This window comes from Arthrobacter antioxidans (assembly GCF_023100725.1).
Taxonomy (GTDB): domain Bacteria; phylum Actinomycetota; class Actinomycetes; order Actinomycetales; family Micrococcaceae; genus Arthrobacter_D; species Arthrobacter_D antioxidans.
In genome coordinates, this window is sequence record NZ_CP095501.1 from 1,521,941 (window position 1) to 1,543,807 (window position 21,867).

General features: G+C 72.3%; 17 protein-coding genes. 13 read left to right on the forward strand and 4 right to left on the reverse strand.

Annotated elements, in window-relative coordinates:
* Positions 1-61: 61 nt before the first annotated feature.
* The 4 genes from MWM45_RS06930 to MWM45_RS06945 all read left to right on the forward strand — a co-directional run bounded on the left by MWM45_RS06930 (position 62) and on the right by MWM45_RS06945 (position 5,611).
* Complete coding sequence (locus MWM45_RS06930) at positions 62-2,902, forward strand: bifunctional acetate--CoA ligase family protein/GNAT family N-acetyltransferase (protein ID WP_247828816.1); 2,841 nt, start codon at positions 62-64, stop codon at positions 2,900-2,902.
* A 60-nt stretch (positions 2,903-2,962) separates the two neighbouring features.
* The gene (locus tag MWM45_RS06935) at positions 2,963-3,640 is read left to right on the forward strand and encodes a DUF5998 family protein (protein WP_247828817.1); all 678 of its coding nucleotides are present in this window, start codon (positions 2,963-2,965) and stop codon (positions 3,638-3,640) included.
* A 74-nt stretch (positions 3,641-3,714) separates the two neighbouring features.
* Positions 3,715-4,878, forward strand: coding sequence for an alkaline phosphatase family protein (locus tag MWM45_RS06940; RefSeq protein WP_247829166.1), 1,164 nt, complete (start codon positions 3,715-3,717; stop codon positions 4,876-4,878).
* On the forward strand, positions 4,871-5,611 hold the full coding sequence (locus MWM45_RS06945) for a thymidine kinase (protein ID WP_247828818.1): 741 nt from the start codon (positions 4,871-4,873) through the stop codon (positions 5,609-5,611). The genes MWM45_RS06940 and MWM45_RS06945 overlap by 8 nt, the downstream gene beginning before the upstream one ends.
* A gap of 82 nt (positions 5,612-5,693) precedes the next feature.
* Here the strand turns inward: MWM45_RS06945 and sepH are convergent, their stop codons facing one another.
* A complete protein-coding gene (gene sepH / locus MWM45_RS06950) occupies positions 5,694-7,124 on the reverse strand; it encodes a septation protein SepH (protein WP_247828819.1) in 1,431 nt (476 codons plus the stop codon).
* 200 nt (positions 7,125-7,324) lie between these two features.
* Between sepH and MWM45_RS06955 the strand changes: the two genes are divergently transcribed.
* Positions 7,325-7,630 carry a DUF4193 domain-containing protein gene (locus MWM45_RS06955; protein ID WP_247828820.1) on the forward strand — a complete coding sequence of 102 codons (306 nt, stop codon included), beginning with the start codon at positions 7,325-7,327 and terminating at the stop codon, positions 7,628-7,630.
* 3 nt (positions 7,631-7,633) lie between these two features.
* Here MWM45_RS06955 and MWM45_RS06960 read toward each other — a convergent pair whose 3' ends face one another.
* Entirely contained in the window at positions 7,634-8,110 is a 477-nt protein-coding gene (locus tag MWM45_RS06960; protein ID WP_043444917.1) for a DUF3093 domain-containing protein, read from the reverse strand.
* Between the two features lie 151 nt (positions 8,111-8,261).
* Between MWM45_RS06960 and dut the strand changes: the two genes are divergently transcribed.
* The 4 genes from dut (at position 8,262) to MWM45_RS06980 (ending at position 10,871) form a co-directional block, all read left to right on the forward strand.
* Complete coding sequence (dut, locus tag MWM45_RS06965) at positions 8,262-8,768, forward strand: dUTP diphosphatase (RefSeq protein WP_418909758.1); 507 nt, start codon at positions 8,262-8,264, stop codon at positions 8,766-8,768.
* Between the two features lie 168 nt (positions 8,769-8,936).
* The gene (locus MWM45_RS06970) at positions 8,937-9,716 is read left to right on the forward strand and encodes a DUF3710 domain-containing protein (RefSeq protein ID WP_418909759.1); all 780 of its coding nucleotides are present in this window, start codon (positions 8,937-8,939) and stop codon (positions 9,714-9,716) included.
* A gap of 5 nt (positions 9,717-9,721) precedes the next feature.
* The gene (locus MWM45_RS06975; RefSeq protein ID WP_247828823.1) at positions 9,722-10,066 is read left to right on the forward strand and encodes a hypothetical protein; all 345 of its coding nucleotides are present in this window, start codon (positions 9,722-9,724) and stop codon (positions 10,064-10,066) included.
* Between the two features lie 10 nt (positions 10,067-10,076).
* Positions 10,077-10,871 (forward strand): DUF3159 domain-containing protein, encoded by a 795-nt coding sequence (locus MWM45_RS06980; protein ID WP_418909746.1) that lies wholly within the window; start codon positions 10,077-10,079, stop codon positions 10,869-10,871.
* On the opposite strand, the gene MWM45_RS06985 is transcribed toward MWM45_RS06980, so the two are convergent.
* Together MWM45_RS06985 and MWM45_RS06990 are read right to left on the reverse strand one after the other, a co-directional pair.
* Entirely contained in the window at positions 10,868-11,542 is a 675-nt protein-coding gene (locus MWM45_RS06985) for a potassium channel family protein (RefSeq protein ID WP_247828824.1), read from the reverse strand. The two genes, MWM45_RS06980 and MWM45_RS06985, sit on opposite strands and share 4 nt — an antisense overlap.
* Entirely contained in the window at positions 11,539-12,213 is a 675-nt protein-coding gene (locus MWM45_RS06990; protein WP_043444927.1) for a potassium channel family protein, read from the reverse strand. Before MWM45_RS06990 ends, MWM45_RS06985 begins: the two co-directional genes overlap by 4 nt.
* 102 nt (positions 12,214-12,315) lie before the next feature.
* Here MWM45_RS06990 and MWM45_RS06995 point away from each other — a divergent pair, with 102 nt between their 5' ends.
* The 4 genes from MWM45_RS06995 (at position 12,316) to MWM45_RS07010 (ending at position 21,720) form a co-directional block, all read left to right on the forward strand.
* Entirely contained in the window at positions 12,316-14,292 is a 1,977-nt protein-coding gene (locus MWM45_RS06995; RefSeq protein ID WP_247828825.1) for an APC family permease, read from the forward strand.
* 11 nt (positions 14,293-14,303) lie between these two features.
* Positions 14,304-15,710: a class I SAM-dependent RNA methyltransferase gene (locus tag MWM45_RS07000; RefSeq protein ID WP_247828826.1), complete on the forward strand. Its 1,407-nt coding sequence runs from the start codon at positions 14,304-14,306 to the stop codon at positions 15,708-15,710.
* A 174-nt stretch (positions 15,711-15,884) separates the two neighbouring features.
* Positions 15,885-17,858, forward strand: a complete 1,974-nt coding sequence (dxs, locus tag MWM45_RS07005) for a 1-deoxy-D-xylulose-5-phosphate synthase (protein WP_247828827.1) — start codon at positions 15,885-15,887, stop codon at positions 17,856-17,858.
* A 403-nt stretch (positions 17,859-18,261) separates the two neighbouring features.
* Positions 18,262-21,720: an Rne/Rng family ribonuclease gene (locus MWM45_RS07010; protein ID WP_247828828.1), complete on the forward strand. Its 3,459-nt coding sequence runs from the start codon at positions 18,262-18,264 to the stop codon at positions 21,718-21,720.
* The last annotated feature ends 147 nt before the right edge of the window (positions 21,721-21,867 follow it).

Genomic DNA, 21,867 nt, shown 5'->3' on the forward strand with positions numbered 1-21,867 from the left:
CCGGGGACGGTTCCGACCGCGGTCCCGGCCCGGCCGGGGGGATGCCGACTACCCTGAGTCTATGGTGGCAGACGGACAATACCCCGAATACTGGGAAGCTGATGTCGTCCTGCGCGACGGCGGGACGGCCCACCTGCGGCCCATCTCACCCTCCGACGCCGACGCCGTCCAGGCGTTCCACGTCCGCCAGTCGCAGAACTCGATCTACCTGCGGTTCTTCACCTACAAGGCCAGGCTCAGCACCAAGGAGCTCCGGCGCTTCACCGAGGTGGACCACCGCGACCGCGTCGCGTTCGTGATCACGCGGGGCGGCGACATCATCGGGATCGGCCGCTACGACCGCCTCGACGACCCGCTCGAGGCCGAGGTGGCCTTCAACGTCTCCGACTACCACCAGGGGCGCGGCGTCGGCTCCATCCTGCTCGAGCACCTCGCCGCCGCCGCCCGCGAGAACGGTATCCGCCGGTTCTCCGCGGAGGTCCTCCCCGAGAACCGGAAGATGATCACGGTCTTCGCCGAGGCCGGCTACGAGGTGGAGCGGCATTTCGACGACGGCGTGGTGATGCTCAGCTTCGACATCGACCCCACCCGGCGGTCCCAGGCGGTGATGGAGTCGCGGGAGCACCGCGCGGAGGCGAGGAGCATGGCGGAACTCCTGACGCCGTCGTCCGTGGCCGTGATCGGTGCCAGCCGCGAATGGGGGACCGTGGGCTACGCGCTGCTCGACCACCTGGTGGACGGCGGGTTCACCGGGCGCGTGTACGCCGTCAACCCCGAGGCCTTCGAGCTGCACGGCATGATCTCCCACGCCTCGCTCGCCGAGATCCCGGAACCCGTGGACCTCGCGGTCATCGCCGTGCCCCAGGACCAGGTGGAGGCCGTCGTCGACGAGTGCGGCCGTGCCGGGGTCAAGGGCCTGCTCGTCGCCACCGCCGGCTACGGGGACGACGACGGCGACGGCCTCGCACGGCAGCGCGCCCTCGTGCACAAGGCCAGGGCGCAGGGCATGCGCGTGGTCGGGCCGGCGTCGCTCGGCCTCGTGAACACCGACCCCGCGATCCGGCTCAACGCCTCGATGGCGCCCGGACTGCCGATGCGCGGGGCGCTGTCCCTCTTCAGCCAGTCCGCGGGCCTCGGCGTGCTCCTCTACGCCAGCGCGCACCGGCGCGGACTCGGCGTCTCCTCGGTGATCTCCGCCGGGAACCGGGCCGACGTCTCGGGCAACGACGCCATGCAGTTCTGGGAGGACGACCCGACCACGCGCGCCGTCGGCCTGTACTTCGAATCGATCGGCAACCCGAGGAAGTTCTCGCGGATCGCCCGCCGCCTGGCCCGGACCAAACCCGTGATCGTCGCGAAGTCCGACGTCACCGGCCTGCAGCTCCCGCCGGGCCACGCCGTCCGCACCAGCCAGGCACCCCCCGGCGCACTCGACTCCATGCTCCGGCAGTCCGGGGTGATGCGCGTCGAGACCACGGAGCAGCTGATGGACATCGCGCAGATCGTGGCGAGCCAGCCCCTGCCCCAGGGCCCGGGCGTGGCGGTGTTCAGCAACTCGTCCGCCCTCGGCAAGGTGGTGGCCGACGGCGTCGTGTCGCAGGGCATGACGGTCGCGCGGCTGGAGACCGGGCTGCTGCTCGACACGGGGCAGTCCGTCGCCCTGCCCGCCCTCGCCTCGGCCGTGGCGGACGCACTGCGCGACGACGCCGTGCACACCGCGATCGTCACCACGCTGCCGGCCCGCGGGCTCACCGCGGAGGCCATGGCCGCATGCCTGCAGCGGTGCGCCGAGACGGCAGGCAAGCCCGTCATCGCGTCCTTCACCGGCATCCTCGACGCCCGGGTCCAGCTCGACGGGCTCGTGGCCGCGCCGTCGTCCGGCGACGAGCCCGCAACCCCCACCACTCCCGCTGCGCCCGCCGCACCTCCCGAGGCCGATCCCGTCCGGGTGCCCGTCGCCGCCACCCCCGCCGGCGTCCCGGGCCGGTCCGATGGCGCCGCGGAGTCCGCGGCGGACACCGAGCGCGTGCTGCCCCTGCAGCGCGGGCTGCCCTGCTTCCCCAGCCCCGGGGCAGCCCTCGCCGCGCTCGGCGCCGTCGTCCGGTACGCGCACTGGCGCTCCCGCGACCACGGGGAGTTCGTGGACCCCGACGGCGTCGACGTCGACGCCGCGACGCGGATCCTGGCGGGCGTACGGGCCAGGGTGGCCGACGTCGAACTGACACGGCTCACCGCGGAGGAGAGCGCCGCGCTGATGGGCTGCTACGGCCTGCACCTCCAGCCGTCCGCCCGCTTCTCCTCCGCAGACGAGGCGGTCGAGGAGGCAGGCCGCCTCGGCTGGCCGGTGGCGCTGAAGACCATGGACGAGAACCTGCGCCACCGCCTCGACCTCGGCGGCGTCAGGCTGAACATCGGCGAGGCCGAGTCGCTGCGGCGGAACATCACCCTGATGGAGAAGGTGCTCGCCCCGTTCGGCAGCTTCGGCATGGAGGTGCAGTCCATGGCTCCCTCGGGCCAGGCATGCAGCCTCCGCGCCATCGAGGATCCGCTCATGGGCCCGGTCATCTCCTTCGGCCTGGCGGGCGACGCCGTCAACCTGCTCGACGACTGGGCCCACGCCGTCCCGCCCCTCAGCACGGGCGACATCGCGGACCTCGTCCGCGCGCCGCGCGCGTCCCGCAAGCTCTTCGGCTACCAGGGCCTGCCTCCCGCCGACGTCGCGGCCATCGAGGACCTCGTGGCGCGCGTGGCCCTGCTGAAGGACAACCACCCGGAGATCGCCCGGCTCGAGTTCAATCCCGTGCTCGTCGCCGCGTCCGGGCTCTCGGTGCTCAGCGCCGCGATCGACGTCGGCAATCCGCAGCGCCGCACCGACAGCGCACGGCGGGCGATGCGCGACTGACGGCACCCGCGTCCGCGGGTTGGTTAGGCGGGAGGCGGGCCGGTGGGGGAAACTGGGCATATGACCCCATCGCTTTCGGCACAGTGGCGCGACCTCGATGCATCGCTCGAGCGGGCAGGCTTCTACCCCCGGCTCGTGGCCGACGTGGTCCATGACGCCCTCGACGGCCGGGAGCCGCTCTCCCACGTCGCACACCTCGAGACGCACTTCGAGCGCACCGAGGTGCACCGCCACATCACGGTCCTGGTCCTCACCGAGGACATGCTGGTCATCACGCACGTGGACGACCAGCAGCTCGACGACGCCGGCGAGCAGGTCATGGCGCAAATCTCCACAGAGTCCGTCCCCGTGAGCCAGATCCGCTCCGTGGTCCTGAGCTACCTCTACGCGCAGCCGCAGGACTACAAGCCCACGGACCAGGTCCGCGAGATGACGCTCGCCATCGCCTGGTCCGGCGGGCAGCGCCTGGACATCGGCCCCGCCAGCTGCGGGGACCCGCAGTGCGACGCCGACCACGGCCTCACCGGGACGATGGCCCAGGAGGACATCGTGCTGCGGGTCAGCGCGGAGGCGGACGGCGCGCAGGCGGTGCAGAACGCCAAGGGATTCGCCAGGGCCCTGCGCAAGGTCAACACGGCGAGCCCCGTCGCCGGCGGGTACGTCGCGGCGCCGGACGTGACGCCGCGCCGGCAGCCCGGCTTCGGCGCGCGGTTCAACAGGCCGCACCACCAGCGGTAGCGGCGGTGCCTTTCCTCCACAAGGAGCCCCTGCCCGCTCCGCCCGCCTATGGCGTGTCCACCGTGGCCGAGGTGATGACCAGCTCGGCCGCAGTGCTCGGCGTGGACGGCTTCACCAACGCGCTCGGCCTGCCCGCCGCACGGCGCATCGCCGTCGTCATGGTGGACGGCCTCGGCATGGCGCTGCTGCGGAAGTACGCGGCGCACGCCCCGTACCTGCGGGAGAGCCTCCCGTCCGCGCGGATCCTCTCCTCCGCCTTCCCCTCGACGACGGCGGCGTCACTGGCCAGCCTGGGCACGGGCCTCGCCCCCGGGCAGCACGGCCTGGTGGGCTACGACGTCCTCGACCCCGCGCAGGATGCCGTGGTGAACATGCTCGGCCGGTGGGACGCCGCGGTGGATCCGCTCGCCTGGCAGCCGCACCCGACGGTCTTCGAGAGGGTGTCCGGGCACCTGCCCGTCGTCACCGTGAGCCACCCCCGCTTCGAGGACTCATCCATGACCCGCGCGGCGCTGCGCGGCGGGGCCTTCGCCGGGGCGGGCATCATCCACGCGCAGATCGACGCGGCCGCCGAGCAGCTGGCCGCGGCGCCGTCCATGCTCATGTACTTCTACGTCAACGACCTCGACAAGGCCGGCCACCGGTGGGGCGTCGACTCCCCGCAGTGGCTGCGCGCACTCGAGGACCTGGACGCCGCCCTGAAGCTCCTGGCCCGCCGGGTCCCCTCGGACACGCTCCTGCTCCTGACGGCAGACCACGGCATGGTGGACATCGCGGCACCGCAGCGGATCGACTATTCCGAGCACCCCGACCTCCTCGAGGGCGTCGCCCACACGGGCGGCGAGCCGCGCATGCTCCACCTCTACCTCGCGCCGGACCTCTCCGCCGGGGAGAGGGACGCCCTGGCGCTGCGCTGGCATGAGGCCTTCGGGTCCCGGGCGTGGGTCCTGACGCGGGACGAGGCCGTCGCGGGAGGCTACTTCGGGTCCGTGCGCGACGACGTCCTGCCGCGCATCGGTGACCTGCTCGTGCTGGCACGGGAGGGCATAGCCCTCATCGACGGGCGGCGCGTGCAGCCGACAGCGTTCGAGATGGTGGGGCAGCACGGCTCCCTGACGCGGGCCGAGCGCGACGTCCCCCTCATCACCCTGGCGAGACCCGCCGCGACCGGCCGCCCCGCGACCGGCCGCCCCGCGGGCAGCCGCAGCAGGAGCAGCAGGGGGGCGCGCCGTGGCTGAGCTCCTGTTCTTCTCGGGCACCATGGACTGCGGGAAGTCCACCCTCGCACTGCAGATGGACCACAACCACAAGGCCCGCGGCCGCCGGGGCGTGCTCTTCAGCTCCCACGACCGGGCGGGGGAGTCCATGATCTCCAGCCGCCTCGGGCTCCAGGTGCCGGCCGTCGAGGTCTTCCCGGACACCGACTTCTGGACCGAGCTCACGCTGCGGCAGACCATGGGCGCGCGGATCGACTACGTGATCTGCGACGAGGCACAGTTCTACACGGTCGACCAGATCGACCAGCTGGCGCGCGTCGTGGACGAGATGGACATCGACGTCTTCGGCTTCGGGATCACCTCGGACTTCCGTACCCGGCTCTTCCCCGGGTCGCAGCGCCTGATCGAACTCGCCGACCGCGTGCAGGTGCTGCAGGTCGAGGCGCTGTGCTGGTGCGGCAAGAGGGCCACCCACAACGCCCGCACCGTGGACGGCGTGATGGTCGTCGAGGGGGACCAGATGGTGGTCGGCGATGTGGACCAGCCCATCGACGACGACGCCCCGGCGACCGTGAGGCGTCCCGCGCACGATCCGCTGTCCGGAGGACGCGACCGTGAGCCCGTGGTCGGGTACGAGACGCTGTGCCGACGGCACCACATGCGCCGCCAGACGTCCCGGACGTCGCCGTCGCTCTACGCCAACGAGGCGCCGCTGCCCTTCGAGGAGCGGCTCCATGAGGCCGACCTGACCTGACCCGCGGTTTACGCGCCGGACGACGCGGTCGGTGCGCTGGTCGGTGCGGTGGGGCGATGCCGCCGGTCAGGGCGGCGGGCGGTCAGTCGCCCTTCCGCCCGAAGACGATGTCGTCCCAGCTCGGAACGCTCGAGCGCTTGGGCTTGACCCGGCGCTCGGCCGCGACGTCCGCTCCGTCCTTGCCGGGTTCCCTTGAAGCGTCCTTGCCGGTGTCCTTGCCGGTTTCCCTGCCGGTGTCCCTGCCGGACCCCTTGCCGGTGCCCCTCGGCGCATCCCGGCCGGTGGTGCGGGCAGCCTGGCCGCCGCCGTCGCGTCCCGTCCCCGCTGCCGGCGGCTGGAGCCGGCGTGAGGGCTGGGCGAAGATGCTGATCTCGCGGGTGTCCGTGCTGACCCCGTCGTGGAGCCTCGGTGACCCGTCCTCGTGCCGGGCCGCTTCGTCCCCGGTCCCGGCATCGCCGGCGGGTACGTCGTCGTCCCCGATCCGCGGCGCGAGCGAGAGACCCTGGACCGCGGTCTCCCGTCCGGTCGGCGCGTCCTCGTCGGCGTCGCCCGGATCCCCGTCCGTCCCGGACCCGCCGTCCCGGGTCTCGCCGTGCTCGGTTCCGGTGTCCCGATTCCCGCTGTCCGCGGTGCCGTCGTCGGCCCTCGGATGGGCGGCCGGGATGCCGCCGCGCGTGAGGAGTTCCGCGAGGGCGTCGTCGCCGTCCTCGTCGGCGCCGAGGCGCTGGCCGCGGCGTGAGCGCAGGACGTCCAGCAGGCCGTCCTGGTCGGCCGGGGGTGCCTCGTCGGCCTTCTCCGCCTCGAAGTCGAAGACACGATCCGCCACGGCGCTGAGCCTGCGGGCGGGGAGCGGGCCGTCGAGGGGTTCGAGCTCGCTGAGCACCTGCGCCCACCGGTTGCCGTTCACGACCGTCTTGCGGGTGGGGTTGTACGTCCACTGCGCGGGCGGCTGCTCGCCCAGGTCCACCGTGGAGCCCTCGGGGAGTTCGAACGAGGCCTCCACGTGCCAGGACCCGTCCTGGCGCCGCCACGAGTCCCATTCGAGGGACGCCGGGTCAACCCCGTAGCTCTGCACGCGGTAGGCGACCATGTCGCCGAGGAGGGCGGGGTCGTCGCCGAAGGCGGACCGGTAGCCGTCATGGCTCGGAAGCGGTGTGGCGACCTCGACGCGCTGCGCGAGGTAGGCCAGGTAGTCGCGCTCGGCGCGCACCGGACCCTCGTAGCGCTCCACGTGGGCGAGGTCGAGGCCCGATTCGGCGGCGACCTGCTCCGCCGTCGCGCCCGTCCGGATGCGGGCCTGGATGTCGCGGGGGGTCAGGTGGACCGGGGGCTTCGCCGGCTTCGCCCGGGGCTCCTGCGGCGGCACGGCCCGGGGCGCGGTCGGAACGTCGGCGGGCGTGCTCGCACGGCGCAGCGCGTCGTCGATGGGCAGCCGGTAGGACACCCCATCCTCGCCGCTCAACAGCAGATGTCCGCCATCCTCATGGACACCCACCAGGCGTAGCTCGTGCATCGATTCCTCCAGCCGACAATGATTCCTAGATGAAACTGTGCCACTGAATGGCGGCCATTCCTACTACGTGATCAGGCGTGGCGGGCTGCGGCGCTGCACCGGGCACAAATCGGGAGGCCGTAGCGTTATGGCAGCCGTGGGTAGACGACCCGCGGATGGTCGGACAGAATCCGGACGGTATGGAGCGTGGGAAGGCAGATATGGCGACAGACTACGATGCGCCGCGAACGACGGTCGACGACGACGGTGACACCCGCAGCGACGAACTCAAGGCATTCGGTGCCGGGGCCGCGCTGCAGACGGCGGTGATCGACGACGACGAGCTCGAGGCCGCGGACTCCTTCGACCTGCCCGGCGCGGACCTCTCCAGTGAGGAGATCTCGGTGCAGATCCTCGCGGCGCAGGCCGACGAGTTCACCTGCGCCTCCTGCTTCCTCGTCCGGCACCGGTCGCAGATCGCGCGCGACCGCGACGGGCAGCTGTACTGCGTGGACTGCGAGGGCTGAGGCTCAGCCGGCCAGCGCGGCGACGAGGCGTTCCGGGGTGCGGGAGGACGCGAGCCAGTAGGGCGTGCGGTCCTCGGGATCCGTGACCTCGATCCTCACGACCGGCGAGATCCAGCCCCTGATGCACAGGTAGGCGAGGCCGTGCAGGCCCGGGCCGCGCTGGTAGGTCGCATCCTCGCCGCCGAACCAGTCCACCGCCCCGAGGTACTCGCGCTCGATGGTCGCGCGGCCCACGGTCAGGGTGGTCGGGGTGACCGTGATCCGTGGCGTGGACAGGATGAGCATGGTGAACACGATGACCGCGACGACGACGGCCACCGCGTAGCCGACGAACATCGAGATGGGCGCGAACATGATGATCGTCGCCGCGGAGAACCCCGCCGCGATCAGCCAGATCCAGGGCGAGGGCCACAGTCGCTCGTCGTAGAGGACGGTCTGGTCGGGTGTGTTCTGGGGGGCTTCCCCGGGCGCGCTGGACATGACACCAGCATTCCACCCTTTCGCCCCGGCCTCATCCCCGCCTCCCGGCCGCCTGACAGCCGCGCCCGCCAAAGGGTCCCGCGACTGTCAGGTGGGGCTCCGGCAAAGGCGCTAAAGTGGGGTGCTGGTCACCGGATAGCTCGCCTTGGAGATGCAGTTCATGGGTACACAGCAGGACCTCCCGGTCCAGATCTTGATGCTCGACGACGGCCTCGAGCCCCCCGCGTACGCCACCGACGGCGACGCGGGCGCGGACCTGCGCACCGCCGTCGATCTCGTCCTCGAACCGGGCGAACGCGCGCTCGTGCCCACGGGGGTGGCGATGGCGCTCCCGCCGGGCTACGTGGGCCTCGTGCACCCGAGGTCCGGGCTCGCCGCCCGGCACGGCCTGACGATCGTCAATGCTCCGGGAACCGTCGACGCCGGCTACCGCGGGGAGATCAAGGTCTGCCTCCTCAACACCGACCGGCATCAACCGGTCCGCCTCTCGCGCGGCGACAGGATCGCCCAGCTGGTCATCCAGCGCGTGGAGCGTGCCGCGTTCACCGTCGTCGACCGGTTGCCCGACAGCGCCCGCGGCACCGGTGGCTTCGGGTCGACCGGCGGCTTCGGGAGCCCCGCCCCGGCGTCCGCCGGCGCAGCCCCCGCGGGCGGCTGACGCCCCACCCCGTGTCGCAGCAGCGACCATCGAAGATCCCACCACTCGACCACGCCACAGGAAAGGACCCCGGACATGGCTTTTGGGCGCCCCAGGAAGAAGAAGCAGGACGACGTCTCCGACGCGTCGGAGCAGCAGGACCACGACGCCACGGCGGCGCCGGGCGGAATGGTGGACGAGGCTGCGACGGCCGGGACCGCCGATGCGCCCGCCGATGCCGCCGCGCCCGCTGATGCCGCCGTGCCTGCCACTGCCGATGCCGGTGCCACCGCATCCGGCGTCCCGCAGGCCGCCGCCCTCGTGTCCAGCGCGGACTACGATCGCGCCACCCACGGTCCGTTCGACCTCTCCGAGCAGGACACCGCGAGCGGCTACATCGACCTCGGTGCCGTGCGGATCAACGCGGCCGACGGGCTGCAGCTGCGCCTCGAGGTCGAGGAGCGCAGCAAGCGCGTCATCGCCGTGACGCTGGATCTCGGCGGGTCGACCCTCCAGCTGCAGGCCTTCGCCGCGCCGAAGACGGAGGGTCTGTGGGACGAGATCCGGGAGCAGATCGGCACCTCGGTGGGCGCTCAGGGCGGCACGGTCGAGGAGCGGCCGGGCAGGCTCGGTACCGAACTCTTCGCCAAGCTGCCCGCTCAGACGCCCGACGGCCAGGCCGGGTACCGCGTGGCGCGCTTCGTGGGCATCAACGGCCCGCGCTGGTTCCTGCGGGGAGTCTTCGGAGGCCCCGCGGCCCTGGAGCCGACCGCAGCAGCACCCATGGAGCGGCTGTTCCGCAGCGTCGTCGTGGTCCGTGGCGACCACCCCCTCCCGCCGCGCGAGCTGCTGCAGCTCAAGCTGCCCAAGGAGGCCGCGGCAGGAGCCCCGGCCGCTCCCGCTCCCGCGCCCGCGCGCCCGGACCTGAACCCGCTCGAGCGCGGTCCCGAGATCACCGAGACCCGCTGACCGCCGTGCCCGCCCTGCCGTCCGGCGCGGTTCCCGGCGGCCCGGGGCCCGGTCCCGTCCCCGCACCGGCCGCGCTGCCGCAGCGTGGCAGGATCAAGGCCCAGGGGGTCGTGACCAGCCTCACCATCGCGCCCGTCCTGGCCCCGCCGTCCTTCAGCGTCCTCGTCCGGATCGACCGGAACGGCGCGCGGACGACCGTCCGGATCATCTGGATGGGCCAGCGGCGCGTGCCCGGGATCGAGGCAGGAGTCGCGCTGCGGTTCGAGGGAATGCTCACCACGGTGGACGGCACGCCCACCGTGTACAACCCGCGCTACGAGATCATCGGCCGCCCGGACGAGAACGGATGAGGTACCAGACATGAGCCACCCGATCGAGGATCCCGACGCCCACCGGCGGCACGCCGATGACGGCGGCCGCCCGGCGGAGGACCGGCCGACCGACCCGCAGGCTGGGCCGCAGACCGATCCGCAGGCCGGGCCGACGGCCGCGGACCTCGCCATGCAGTACGCCGCGAAGTCCGGGGTGAAGCGCAGCGACTCCGGCCAGATCGACGTCCTGTCCTCGGTGGGAGGTGTCCAGGGTCTCGCCGAGAGCATCGCCCCCGGGCTGGTCTTCACCGTCCTCTTCACGGTCACGAGGGACCTCACGGTCTCGCTCGTCGCGGCGCTGGCGGTCTCCGCCGTCTTCACCGTCCTCCGGCTCGTCTCGAGGACACCGGTCACGCAGGCCCTCGCGGGGCTCGTCGGCGTGGCGTTCTGCGCCATCGTGGCCCAGCGCACCGGCAACGCGGAGGACTTCTTCCTCCCGGGCTTCTTCATCAACGGCGGGTACATCATCGCGATGGCCGCCTCGGTGGTGTTCCGGTGGCCCTTCGCCGGGCTGCTCTTCGGCTTCATCCGCAACGAGGGCATCGAATGGCGGAAGGACCCCGCGCGCGTCCGCGCCTACGCGACCGCCACCTGGATCATCGTGGCGGTGCTGGCACTGCGCCTGGCCGTCCAGGTGCCGCTCTACCTCGCCGGGAACGTCGCGGCGCTGGGATCCACGCGCGTGGCCATGGGACTGCCGCTGTACGCGCTCGGCCTCTGGCTCGCGTGGATCATCTCGCGCCCCCGCCCGGTCACGGCCGGCGGACCGCCCGCGGACAGCTAGTCGTCGTCGTCGTTCCGGGCGGAGAGCGCCACCCGGAGCTCGTCCTCGGCAGCGATGGCCGCGAGGAAGAACAGCTCGTCGCCGCCCTCCACGAGGTCGTCCGGGCTGGGGGTGATGGGGGAGTCGTCGCGCAGGATGGCGACGGCGGCGCAGTCCTCCGGAAGGCTGAGGGAGCCGATCGTCTGGCCGATGAGGGGGGAGTCCTGGGGGACGGTGAACTCCACGATCGAGGACACCCCGGTCTGCAGCGTCAGCAGGCGCACGAGGTCGCCGATCTCCACGGCCTCCTCCACGAGGGCCGTCATGAGCCGGGGCGTGTTGACCGCCACGTCCACACCCCAGGAGTCGTCGAACATCCAGTCGTTCTTCGGGTTGTTCACCCGACCGACCGTGCGCCCCACACCGAATTCGCTCTTCGCGAGGAGCGACACCACGAGGTTCACCTTGTCGTCGCCGGTCGCGGACACCACCACGTCGGCCTCGTCGAGCCGGGCGTCCTTGAGCGTCGTGAGCTCGCAGGCGTCCCCGATCAGCCACTTGGCCCCCTTGAGCCCGCTGCGGCCGATCACCTCGGGCTTCTCGTCGATGAGCAGGATCTCGTGCTTGTTGCCCAGCAGCTCCCGTGCGATCGACGAGCCGACGCTCCCGGCTCCGGCGATGACGACCCTCATTGGTTCTCCTCCTTCGGCGCCGCGGCGAGGATGCGACCGATCTCGCTCGTCGCGGTCGTCTTCATCATGGCGTGCAGGATGTCACCCTGCTGGTAGCTCGTGTCATGGGCGGGCAGGATGCCCTCGCCGAAGCGCGTGAGGTACGCGATGCGCACGCCGCTCGCGGCCTCGATGCTCTTCAGCGACCGTCCCAGCCATGCGTCGCTCGGCGCGAGTTCGGCGAGGATCAGCCGTCCGGAGGTCTCACGGAAGTCCCCGTTGATGGTCTGTTCGGGCAGGATCCGGCGGAGCACCTGGTCGGCGCTCCAGCGCACGGCGGCGACGGTGGGAATGCCGAGGCGCTGGTAGATCTCCGCGCGTCCCGGGTCGTAGATGCGCGCCACCACGTGCGGCACGTGGAACGTCTCGCGCGCCACGCGGGTGGCGAGGATGTTCGAGTTGTCGCCGCTGGACACGGCCGCGAAGGCGTAGGCGTCCTGGATCTCGGCGTGCTTCAGGGTCTCCCGGTCGAAGCCGACGCCCGTGACCTTGCGGCCGCCGAAGGAGGACCGGAGGCGGCGGAACGCGCGGTCGTCCTGGTCGATGATCGCTACCGAGTGGCCCGATTCGTCGAGTGTGTGGGCGAGGCTGACGCCCACCCTGCCACAACCCATGATCACAAAATGAGCCACCGAGGGCACCCCTGATTCTTGGTGTAGATCCTGCCGTTCCCTGCCGTACCAGCTCCAAGCCTAGTGGCTGGCCGGACGGCCGGACGCGCTAGTGTTTGGGCTGTGCTGACTTTTCTCGAGGCCGTCAAGCGGGTGCTGGTGGGCAAGCCCTTCGCCAGCGACCGGCTGAGGAACAGGAGCCTGCCGAAGCGCCTCGCGCTGCCCGCCTTCTCGGCCAGCGCGCTGTCGTCGGTGGCCTACGCGCCGGACGAGATCCTCCTGACGCTCGCCCTCGCCGGGGTGGCCTCCGTGGCCATCTCGCCCTGGGTGGGCCTCGCCGTGATCGCCGTCCTGCTCGTCGTCGTCGCCTCCTACCGCCAGGCGGTCCACGCCTACCCCTCCGGCGGCGGCGACTACGAGATCGCGAAGCGGAACCTCGGACCCCGGGCGGGCACCACCGTGGCCTCGGCGCTGATGATCGACTACCTGCTCACCGTCGCCGTGTCCGTCTCGGCGGCGGCCCAGTACGTCGTCTCGCTCGCTCCCGCGCTGGAGGACGTCCGTGTGACCCTCGCCGTCGTGGGCGTGGCGGTGCTCGTACTGCTGAACCTGCGCGGCGTGACGCAGGGCGTCCGCGCCCGCGCCGTCGTCACGTACGGCTTCCTGGCGGGAATCCTCGCCCTGTGCGTCACGGGCACGGTCCAGGCCCTCACCGGGACCCTGGCCGACGCCCCGAGCGCTCGCTTCGAGATCGTCCCCGACACCGCGCTCGACGCCGGCCTGGTGGGGCTCGCGGGTGGCCTCCTGATCCTCCGGGCGTTCTCCGCGGGTGCAGCCGCCCTCACCGGGCTCGAGGGCCCGGGCTCCAACGTGCCGCGCTTCGAGAAGCCGCGCTCACGCAACGCCGCGACGACACTCCTGATCCTCGGCCTGGTGTCCTCCGCAATGCTCGCGGGCGTCATCTACCTCGCCAATGCCGCACGCGTCCACGTGGTGCAGGACCCCGGGGCGCAGCTGCTGCTCGACGGCGCGCCGGTCCCCGAGGACTACATCCAGGCGCCCGTGGTCAGCCAGCTCGCCCGCACCGTCTTCGACGCCGGCTCCCCGGTCTTCTACCTGGTGGTCGCCGCGACGGCGCTCATGCTGATGCTCGCGGGCCACGCGGCCTTCAACGCCTTCCCCGTCCTGGCCTCCATCCTCGCCACGGACGGCTACCTCCCGCGGCAGCTGCGGACCAGGGGGGACCGCCTGACCTTCAGCAACGGCATCATCGCGCTCGGGCTCGGCGCCGTCGTCCTCATCCTCGTGTTCCGGGCGGATGTCACCGCGCTGGTGCAGCTGTACATCGTCGGCGTGTTCGTCTCCTTCACGGCCGGCCAGCTGGGGCTCATCATGCACTGGAACAGGGTGCTCCGCAGCACCGTCGGCAAGCAGAACCGGTGGACCATCCACAAGTCGCGCGCCATCAACACCCTCGGCTTCGGCCTCACGGCGGCGGTCCTCGTGGTCGTCCTCGTCACGAAGTTCGAATACGGCGCCTGGATCGCGGTGCTCGCCATGGCGGTCCTGTTCGTCCTCATGCGCGCCATCAAGAAGCACTACGACACCGTGGCGGCGGAACTCGCGATCGACGACGCCGTCCGCCTGCGCGCCCTGCCCTCGCGGGTCCACGCCGTGATCCTCGTCTCCCACGTGCGGAAGCCGGTCCTGCGTGCCCTGGCCTTCGCCCGTGCCTCGCGGCCCTCCCGGCTCGACGCCATCACGGTCGACGTCGACGCCGACCAGACGCGCCGTACCCTCGCCGACTGGGACAAGTACGAGATCCCGGTGCCGATCACCGTGCTCGCCTCGCCCTATCGCGACACCATCACGCCGATCCTCGAGTACATCCGGTCGATCCGCAGGGACTCGCCCCGCGACCTGATCGTGGTCTACATCCCCGAGTACGTGGTGGGAAAGTGGTGGGAGCAGCTGGTGCACAACCAGACCGCCCTGCGCATCAAGGCGCGGCTGCACTTCGTGCCCGGGGTGATGGTCGCCAGCGTGCCGTGGCAGCTCGCGTCCTCCGACGCGGCCCAGATCTATCAGGACATGAAGTAGGAAGAAGCCCCATGAGCGACGCCGTCCGAGCCTCCGATCCCTCGACCCCGGGAGAGCGGCCCGATCCCGCAGCGGCGCCCGCCCGGTCCGGCACGCCCGAACCCACCGCCGGAGCTACTGCCGAACCGACCGCCGAACTGACCGTCGGGAAGGCCGCGCACGGCGGCCACTTCGTGGCCCGGCACGAGGGCCGCGTGGTCTTCGTCCGGCACGCCCTGCCGGGGGAGCGCGTGCGCGTCCGGTTCACCGGGACGGACGACGCCGCCAGTTTCTGGCGCGCCGACGTCGTCGAGGTGCTCGAGGCCTCGCCTGCCCGGGTTCCCCACCCGTGGCCCCTCGCCGACGCCCTGAAGGCCGCCGCCCGGGGACGCGCGGCCGTGGGCGGGGCCGAGTTCGGGCACATCGCCCTCGCCGAGCAGCGCCTGCTCAAGGCCGCCGTCTTCGAGGAGCAGCTCTCGCGCCTGGCGTCGGTCGACCGACCGGTGACCGTGGAGGCCGCTCCGGGGGAGGCCGCCGACGGGCTCGGCTGGCGCACCCGCGCGGCGTTCGCCGTGGACCACGCCGGGCGGCTCGCCATGCACCTGCACCGCTCGCACGCCGTCGTCCCGGTCCGCGAGATGCCGCTCGCGGTCGCGGCCGTCAACGACCTCCGCCTGTGGACGCTGGACCTCACCGGCATCGAGCGGGTCGACGTCGCCGTGCCGTCCGGCGGGGGCGAGCCGCTCGTGCTGCTCGTGCCGGCCGCCGCGACCTCCCCGCGGCGCGTCGCTGCCGTCGCGTCCTCCATCCACGGCGCCTCCGTGGGCGTCCTCGACCCCGAGTCCGGGCAGGTGCAGCGGATGACGGGCCGCACGTGGCTCCAGGAGAGCGTGCTCGGCCTCGACTACCGCGTCACGGGGGCGGGCTTCTGGCAGATCCACCGGGGCGCGCCCGAGGCCCTGGTCACCGCGGTCCTCGACGGGCTCCAGCCGGCCGCGGGCGAACGCCTCGCCGACCTCTACGCCGGCGCCGGGCTGTTCACCGTGCCGCTCGCCCGCGCCGTCGGACCGGACGGCTCGGTGCTGTCCGTCGAGGGATCGCCCGGCACGAGCCGCGACGCGAAACGCAACCTCCACGGCCAGGACCACGTCTCGATCGTCCAGGGCCGGGTGGACGCCGTGCTCGGGCGCCGGAACGAACCACTCGACGGCGTCCTGCTCGACCCGCCGCGCGCCGGCGCGGGCAGGAAGGTGGTCCGGCAGATCGTCCAGGCCCGCCCGAGGGTGGTCGGGTACGTCTCCTGCGACCCGGCGTCCTTCGCCCGCGACCTCGGCTACTTCCTCGCCGCCGGCTGGTCGCTCGACGCCCTGCGGGTCTTCGACCTGTACCCGCACACGCACCACATGGAGTCCTTCGCGCGCCTCCTGCCTCCCGCCTGACGCGGCGTGCGCCCCCGACGGAGGGGGGTCCCACCTTCGCCTGAGGCGGGAGGGGAGGCACCCCGCCGCTGCGCGGACGCCTGTCAATGGCACCCCGCCCGGACCCCGAACGTTAGAGTTAAGGATCATCCGGGGCGGCCACGCCGCCCCTCCGAACGAATCAAGGAGGCGCGGATGGGACTCTTGGAGACGATCCACGGCCCACAGGACCTGAGCAAGCTCAGCGAAGCGCAACTGAAGGCACTCGCGCAGGAGATCCGCACCTTTTTGGTGAGCAACGTCTCGCGCACCGGCGGCCATCTGGGCCCCAACCTCGGGGTCGTCGAACTCACCCTCGGCATCCACCGCATCTTCGACTCGCCGCGCGACAGCATCATCTTCGACACCGGCCACCAGTCCTACGTGCACAAGCTCGTGACCGGTCGCCAGGACTTCAGCACGCTCCGGCAGGAGGGCGGGATGTCCGGGTACCCCTCGCGGGCGGAGTCGGTGCACGACATCGTGGAGAGCTCGCACGCCTCGTCCTCGCTCTCCTGGGCGGACGGCATCTCCCGGGCCCGGGTCCTCGGCGGTGAGGGCGACCGCTACACCGTGGTCCTCGTGGGCGACGGCGCCCTCACCGGGGGCATGGCATGGGAGGCGATCAACAACATCGCCGCGGACAAGCGGCGCCGCGTCGTGATCGTGGTCAACGACAACGGACGCTCCTACGCCCCGACCATCGGCGGCGTCGCCGACTACCTGGCGTCCCTGCGGCCCACCCTCGACTCGGTGCGGACGCACCGCGTCTACGAACGCACGCTGGACCGGGTGAAGAACCGCATGCAGAACGGCGGGCCGGTCGGCGAATTCAGCTACAAGAGCCTCCACGCCCTGAAGAAGGGCGTCAAGGACTGGTGGGCGCCCCAGGGCCTCTTCGAGGACCTCGGCATGAAGTACGTGGGGCCCGTGGACGGCCACGACCAGTCAGCCGTCGAGCAGGCCCTGCAGCTCGCCAGGAACTACGAGGGCCCGGTGATCGTGCATGCGATCACGGAGAAGGGCCACGGCTACGCGCCGGCCCGCGCCCACGAGGCCGACCAGTTCCACGCCGTCGGCATCATCGACCCCGAGACCGGCGAACCCGTGGACGGCGCAGGGTCGCAGTCCTGGACCTCCGTCTTCGCGAACGAGATCGCCGACATCGCCGACGAGCGCCCCGACATCGTGGGCATCACCGGGGCCATGCTGATCCCCGTGGGACTGCACCGCTTCGCGGCCCGGCACCCCGACCGCGTGTTCGACGTCGGCATCGCCGAGCAGCACGCCGTCACCAGTGCGGCCGGCATGGCCTACGGCGGGCTCCACCCGGTCATCGCCCTCTACGCCACCTTCCTCAACCGGGCCTTCGACCAGCTCCTCATGGACGTGGCCCTGCACAAGGCGGGCGTGACGGTGGTCCTCGACCGGTCCGGCGTCACCGGGCCCGACGGCGCGAGCCACCACGGCATGTGGGACATGGCCCTCCTGCAGGCCATCCCCGGCCTTCATCTCGCCGCACCCCGGGACGCGTCCCGGCTGCGCGAGGAACTGCGCGAGGCGGTCTCCGTCTCCGACGCCCCCACCGTGGTGCGGTACTCCAAGGGATCCGTGGGCGCCGAGGTGGAGGCTGTCGAGCGCCTCGACGACGGCGTCGACGTCCTGTCCCGCCGGCCGTCGGGGTCGCGCACCAACGACGTCCTGATCGTCAGCGTGGGCGCCATGAGCGAACTGGCGCTCGACGTGTCGAACAGGCTCGGGGCGCAGGGCATCAGCTCCACCGTCATCGACCCCCGCTGGCTCCTCCCGGTCCGCCGCTCGGTCATCGACCTGGCAGCGGAGCACCGGATCGTGATCGTCATCGAGGACGGCGTCCGCGCCGGCGGCGTGGGGTCCAGGATCCGCCAGGAGATGCGCTCGGCGGGCGTGGACACCGCGCTCAACGAGGTGGGCCTGCCGGTCGAGTTCCTCGACCATGGATCGCGCAGCCAGGTCCTCGAGCGCGTGGGGCTGACCGCGCAGCAGATCACACACGACGTCGTCGCGCAGGTCCTCGGCACGAAGGTGCCCGTGGCCCGTCCGCTCGCCGGCGACCACGCGCCCGCCACGGATCAGTTCCCGCGGAGCTGACAGGCCGGACGGCCCCACCGAACGGGGCGTCCCGCGCGCGTGGGACGCCCCATTCGAAGGGTGGTGTGAGACAATGACGAAGGCTGGCGAGGGAACCACATTCCCCCGCCGGTCCAGTGACAGGCTTCCGTTCCGCAAGCGATGCTCCCGTCCTACCGAGTCCGCCCCGTCGGCGGAAGTAGGCGGAATCCGCCGGCGGGACCCACCGTCCACCACGGCGGCTGAGTTGGAAAAGCGCCACTGGTCGTCGAGTGATTCAGCACCCCCATGACGGTGCGACCTCGGACGACATGACATCGACTTCCGGTCAGCCGCCGGGCGAAAGGCCCGCGGCCGGCCGACATACCGCCCCCGAGGGCGCTGGAATGTGGCCGGTGCCGCAGGGGCTTGGAGCGAGCACCTCATGGATCAGTCAGAACAGCAGGAGAACGGCCAGACCGCAGCGGAAGCACTCGTGGAGGCCCAGGCAGCACCGGCGAGGACGCCGAGGAAGCGCCGCACGGCCAGTGCGCCGGCCGGGGCGCCCCCCTCGGTGCTGAAGGCGGCACCCGATGCAGGGACCGCCGGCGAGGCCACAGGGACTGTCGCCGACGCCCCCACCGGAACCGCCACCGACACACCCGCCGAGACCGCTGCGCCGGTCCGCAAGCGGGCCCCGCGCGTCCGGAAGCCGGTCGTGGTGACGGATCAGACCCCCACCCCGGAGAGCGCGGCGGACGCCGCGGACGGAACGCCGGCAGCAGCCGACGACGCCCCGGCTGCCCCCGTGCGGGCACCCCGCGCCCGCCGTCGTGCCGCCAGCGCCGAGGCCGGGCCCGCCACCGCTGCACCCGCCGCCGTCGAGCCGGCAGCGCCCGCCGCAGCACGGACCGCAGAGCCGGTCGCCGTCGACGCGGCCGCTTCGGCAGGCACCCACCCCGCGAGCACCGTGACCGCTGCGTCGCCCGTCGCCGACGGTTCCGCCGAGGCTCCCGCCCCCGCGCGGGCACCCCGCACGCGTCGTCGTGCGGCCGGCGCCGACGCCGGACCCGCCAAGGCGATCGATGGCGCCGGCGAGAGCGCCGTCGACCAGGCAGCCCCCGTGGACGCCGACGTACCGGCCGCCGAGACGGACGCCGCCGAAGCCGTTTCGGAGGAGAAACCGAGCCGTGCACGCCGGACCTCCTCCCGGACCCGCAGCCGCCGGGCGTCGGAGCCCCTGCAGCAGGACGGGCCGGAGGAGAACGCGCCCGCCGCAGCCGAGCCCTCCACCCCGGACGCCGCAGCCGCCGGGAACACCACCGAAGAGGGCGCCGACGCCACCGAGCCCGGCGAGACCGCGGACGGCGGCCGCCTCGATCCGTTCGCCATCCCCGAATCGCCGCTGTCCCTCCTGTTCCACGCGCCGGACCTCACCACGGTCTCCGTGCCGTCCGTGAAGGTCGCGCCCCCGCTCGAGGAGGAGGCGGGGGAGGACGAGTCCGAGGAGTCCGGCCGCCGCTCGCGCCGCAGCCGCCGCAGCAGGGGCCGCAGCCGGTCCGACGCGGGCCAGGCCGAGGCCGGCACCGAGGACGCCGGAGGCGAGGACCAGGAGGACCGCCCGAACGGCAACGGACCCGAGGAGGGCACCAGTGTGACCTCACGCCGCCGCCGCCGTCGCCGTCGTGGCGACCAGGACCTCGAACTGACCGGCGGCGAGGACGACGATCCGCCCAACACGGTCACCCGCGTCCGCGCGCCGCGGCAGTCCAGCGAGCCGGTCTCCGACCGCGTGACCAGCGTGCGCGGATCCACGCGCCTCGAGGCGAAGAAGCAGCGCCGCCGCGAATCGCGCGACACCGGTCGCCGCCGCACCGTCATCACCGAGGCCGAGTTCCTGGCCCGCCGCGAGTCCGTCGACCGCCAGATGATCGTGCGCCAGTCGGACGACAGGATCCAGATCGGCGTGCTCGAGGACGGCATGCTCGCGGAGCACTTCGTCTCCAGGACCCAGCAGGATTCGCTGATCGGCAACGTGTACGTCGGCAAGGTCCAGAACGTGCTGCCGAGCATGGAGGCGGCCTTCGTCGACATCGGACGCGGACGCAACGCCGTGCTCTACGCCGGTGAGGTCAACTGGGACGCGGCGGGCCTCGACGGCCAGCCGCGCCGCATCGAGCTCGCCCTGAAGTCCGGGGACCCCGTCCTCGTGCAGGTCACCAAGGACCCGGTGGGGCACAAGGGTGCCCGGCTGACGAGCCAGATCTCCCTGCCCGGCCGCTACCTCGTGTACGTCCCGGGCGGGTCCATGACGGGCATCTCCCGCAAGCTGCCCGACGTCGAGCGGAACCGGCTCAAGCGCATCCTCAAGGACCGCCTCCCCGAGAGCGCCGGCGTGATCGTCCGCACCGCGGCCGAGGGCGCCAGCGAGGAGGAGCTGACCCACGACATCAACCGCCTCCGCGCCCAGTGGGAGGAGATCGAGCGCAAGGCCGGCTCGACCAAGACCCTTGCCCCCGAACTGCTGTACGGCGAGCCGGACCTGACCATCAAGGTGGTCCGTGACGTCTTCAACGAGGACTTCTCCAAGCTCGTCGTCTCGGGCGAGGACGCGTGGGACACCATCGAGGCCTACGTCATGTACGTGGCGCCGGATCTCGTGGGCAGGCTGGAGAAGTGGACCAGCGAGGAGGACATCTTCGCGGCGTCCCGCATCGACGAGCAGATCACGAAGGCCCTCGAGCGCAAGGTCTACCTGCCCTCCGGCGGGTCCCTCGTGATCGACCGCACCGAGGCCATGACCGTCGTCGACGTCAACACCGGGAAGTTCACGGGCAGCGGCGGCAACCTCGAGGAGACCGTCACCAAGAACAACCTCGAGGCCGCTGAAGAGGTGGTGCGCCAGCTGCGCCTGCGGGACATCGGCGGCATCATCGTCATCGACTTCATCGACATGGTGCTCGAGGCGAACCGCGACCTCGTCCTCCGTCGTCTCGTGGAATGCCTCGGACGGGACCGGACCAAGCACCAGGTCGCCGAGGTCACCTCGCTGGGCCTCGTCCAGATGACGCGCAAGCGCATGGGCACGGGCCTGCTCGAGGTCTTCGGCGAGGATTGCGAGCACTGTGCGGGACGCGGCGTCGTCACCTACATGGAGCCCGTGGAGCACCGCCGGTCCACGACCGGAGAGAGCCAGCAGCAGCAGCAGCCGCGCCAGGACAAGCCGTCCAGGAGCGAGCGCAAGCGCAACCGCGGCCGCGGGGGCCAGCAGGACGAGGTCACGGCACAGGCACCGGTGGCCGTCGTCGAGAGCCCCGACCGCGCCGCGAAAGCCGAGGCCGCCCGCGCAGCCCTGGCCAGCATCGCCGCTGCGACCCACCACGCCCATGAGGAGGCGGCCGAGCAGGAGGCCCCCGCAGCGGACGTCCAGGTCACGGAGGCCGTCCTGACGATCAACGGCGAGACGGTCACCCTGCCCCGGGCGGACGGCCGCCGGCCGGCCGTCCAGGAGACGGTCGAGGCTCCGGCCACACGCCTGACCCTCGACAGCCTGAGCGAGGCCTTCAATCGGAAGCCCGCCGCGGCAGGAGCCGTCGACGGCGTGGAGCCGTCCGGGCAGGTGCCGGCGGAGGAACCCCGCACCGGACCGGTGACGATCTCCGGACCGACGGCTTCCGGGCCGACGTCGGGCGGTACCGCCCGAGCGTCGCGTCCGCGCCGTCGTGTGGCCCGCAGCGCGCAGGGAGCGGCCGACACGGCCATCGAGACGCAGGGCGGGGAGGCCGTCGTCGAGCCGGCCGGGACCCGGCACGTGGCGAAGGCCGCGGCGCCCGTGACGAAGCCCGAGGCATCCGCCGTCGAGCCCCTGATCTTCGGCGTCGGGGTGCCCGCTTCCGAGCTGTAGGGACCACGGGAACGGCGCGACCGTTTCCCTCCAGGAGGGCCGGAGTCCGCAAGGGCTCCGGCCCTCCTGCGTTCCCGCCCGGGTGGCGGGGGCCGGGGTGGGGGCTGCTACACGCCGGGTCGTGACACGGGGGTGCCCTGCCGGATG

Excerpts from the sequence above, each read along its gene's own strand:
- MWM45_RS06930 (WP_247828816.1), top strand. The coding sequence starts at position 62 with ATGGTGGCAGACGGACAATACCCCGAATACTGGGAAGCTGATGTCGTC.
- MWM45_RS06935 (WP_247828817.1), top strand. The coding sequence starts at position 2,963 with ATGACCCCATCGCTTTCGGCACAGTGGCGCGACCTCGATGCATCGCTC.
- MWM45_RS06940 (WP_247829166.1), top strand. The coding sequence starts at position 3,715 with ATGACCAGCTCGGCCGCAGTGCTCGGCGTGGACGGCTTCACCAACGCG.
- sepH (WP_247828819.1), bottom strand. The coding sequence starts at position 7,124 with ATGCACGAGCTACGCCTGGTGGGTGTCCATGAGGATGGCGGACATCTG.
- MWM45_RS06955 (WP_247828820.1), top strand. The coding sequence starts at position 7,325 with ATGGCGACAGACTACGATGCGCCGCGAACGACGGTCGACGACGACGGT.
- MWM45_RS06960 (WP_043444917.1), bottom strand. The coding sequence starts at position 8,110 with ATGTCCAGCGCGCCCGGGGAAGCCCCCCAGAACACACCCGACCAGACC.
- dut (WP_418909758.1), top strand. The coding sequence starts at position 8,262 with ATGCAGTTCATGGGTACACAGCAGGACCTCCCGGTCCAGATCTTGATG.
- MWM45_RS06970 (WP_418909759.1), top strand. The coding sequence starts at position 8,937 with ATGGTGGACGAGGCTGCGACGGCCGGGACCGCCGATGCGCCCGCCGAT.
- MWM45_RS06980 (WP_418909746.1), top strand. The coding sequence starts at position 10,077 with ATGAGCCACCCGATCGAGGATCCCGACGCCCACCGGCGGCACGCCGAT.
- MWM45_RS06985 (WP_247828824.1), bottom strand. The coding sequence starts at position 11,542 with ATGAGGGTCGTCATCGCCGGAGCCGGGAGCGTCGGCTCGTCGATCGCA.
- MWM45_RS07000 (WP_247828826.1), top strand. The coding sequence starts at position 14,304 with ATGAGCGACGCCGTCCGAGCCTCCGATCCCTCGACCCCGGGAGAGCGG.
- dxs (WP_247828827.1), top strand. The coding sequence starts at position 15,885 with ATGGGACTCTTGGAGACGATCCACGGCCCACAGGACCTGAGCAAGCTC.
- MWM45_RS07010 (WP_247828828.1), top strand. The coding sequence starts at position 18,262 with ATGGATCAGTCAGAACAGCAGGAGAACGGCCAGACCGCAGCGGAAGCA.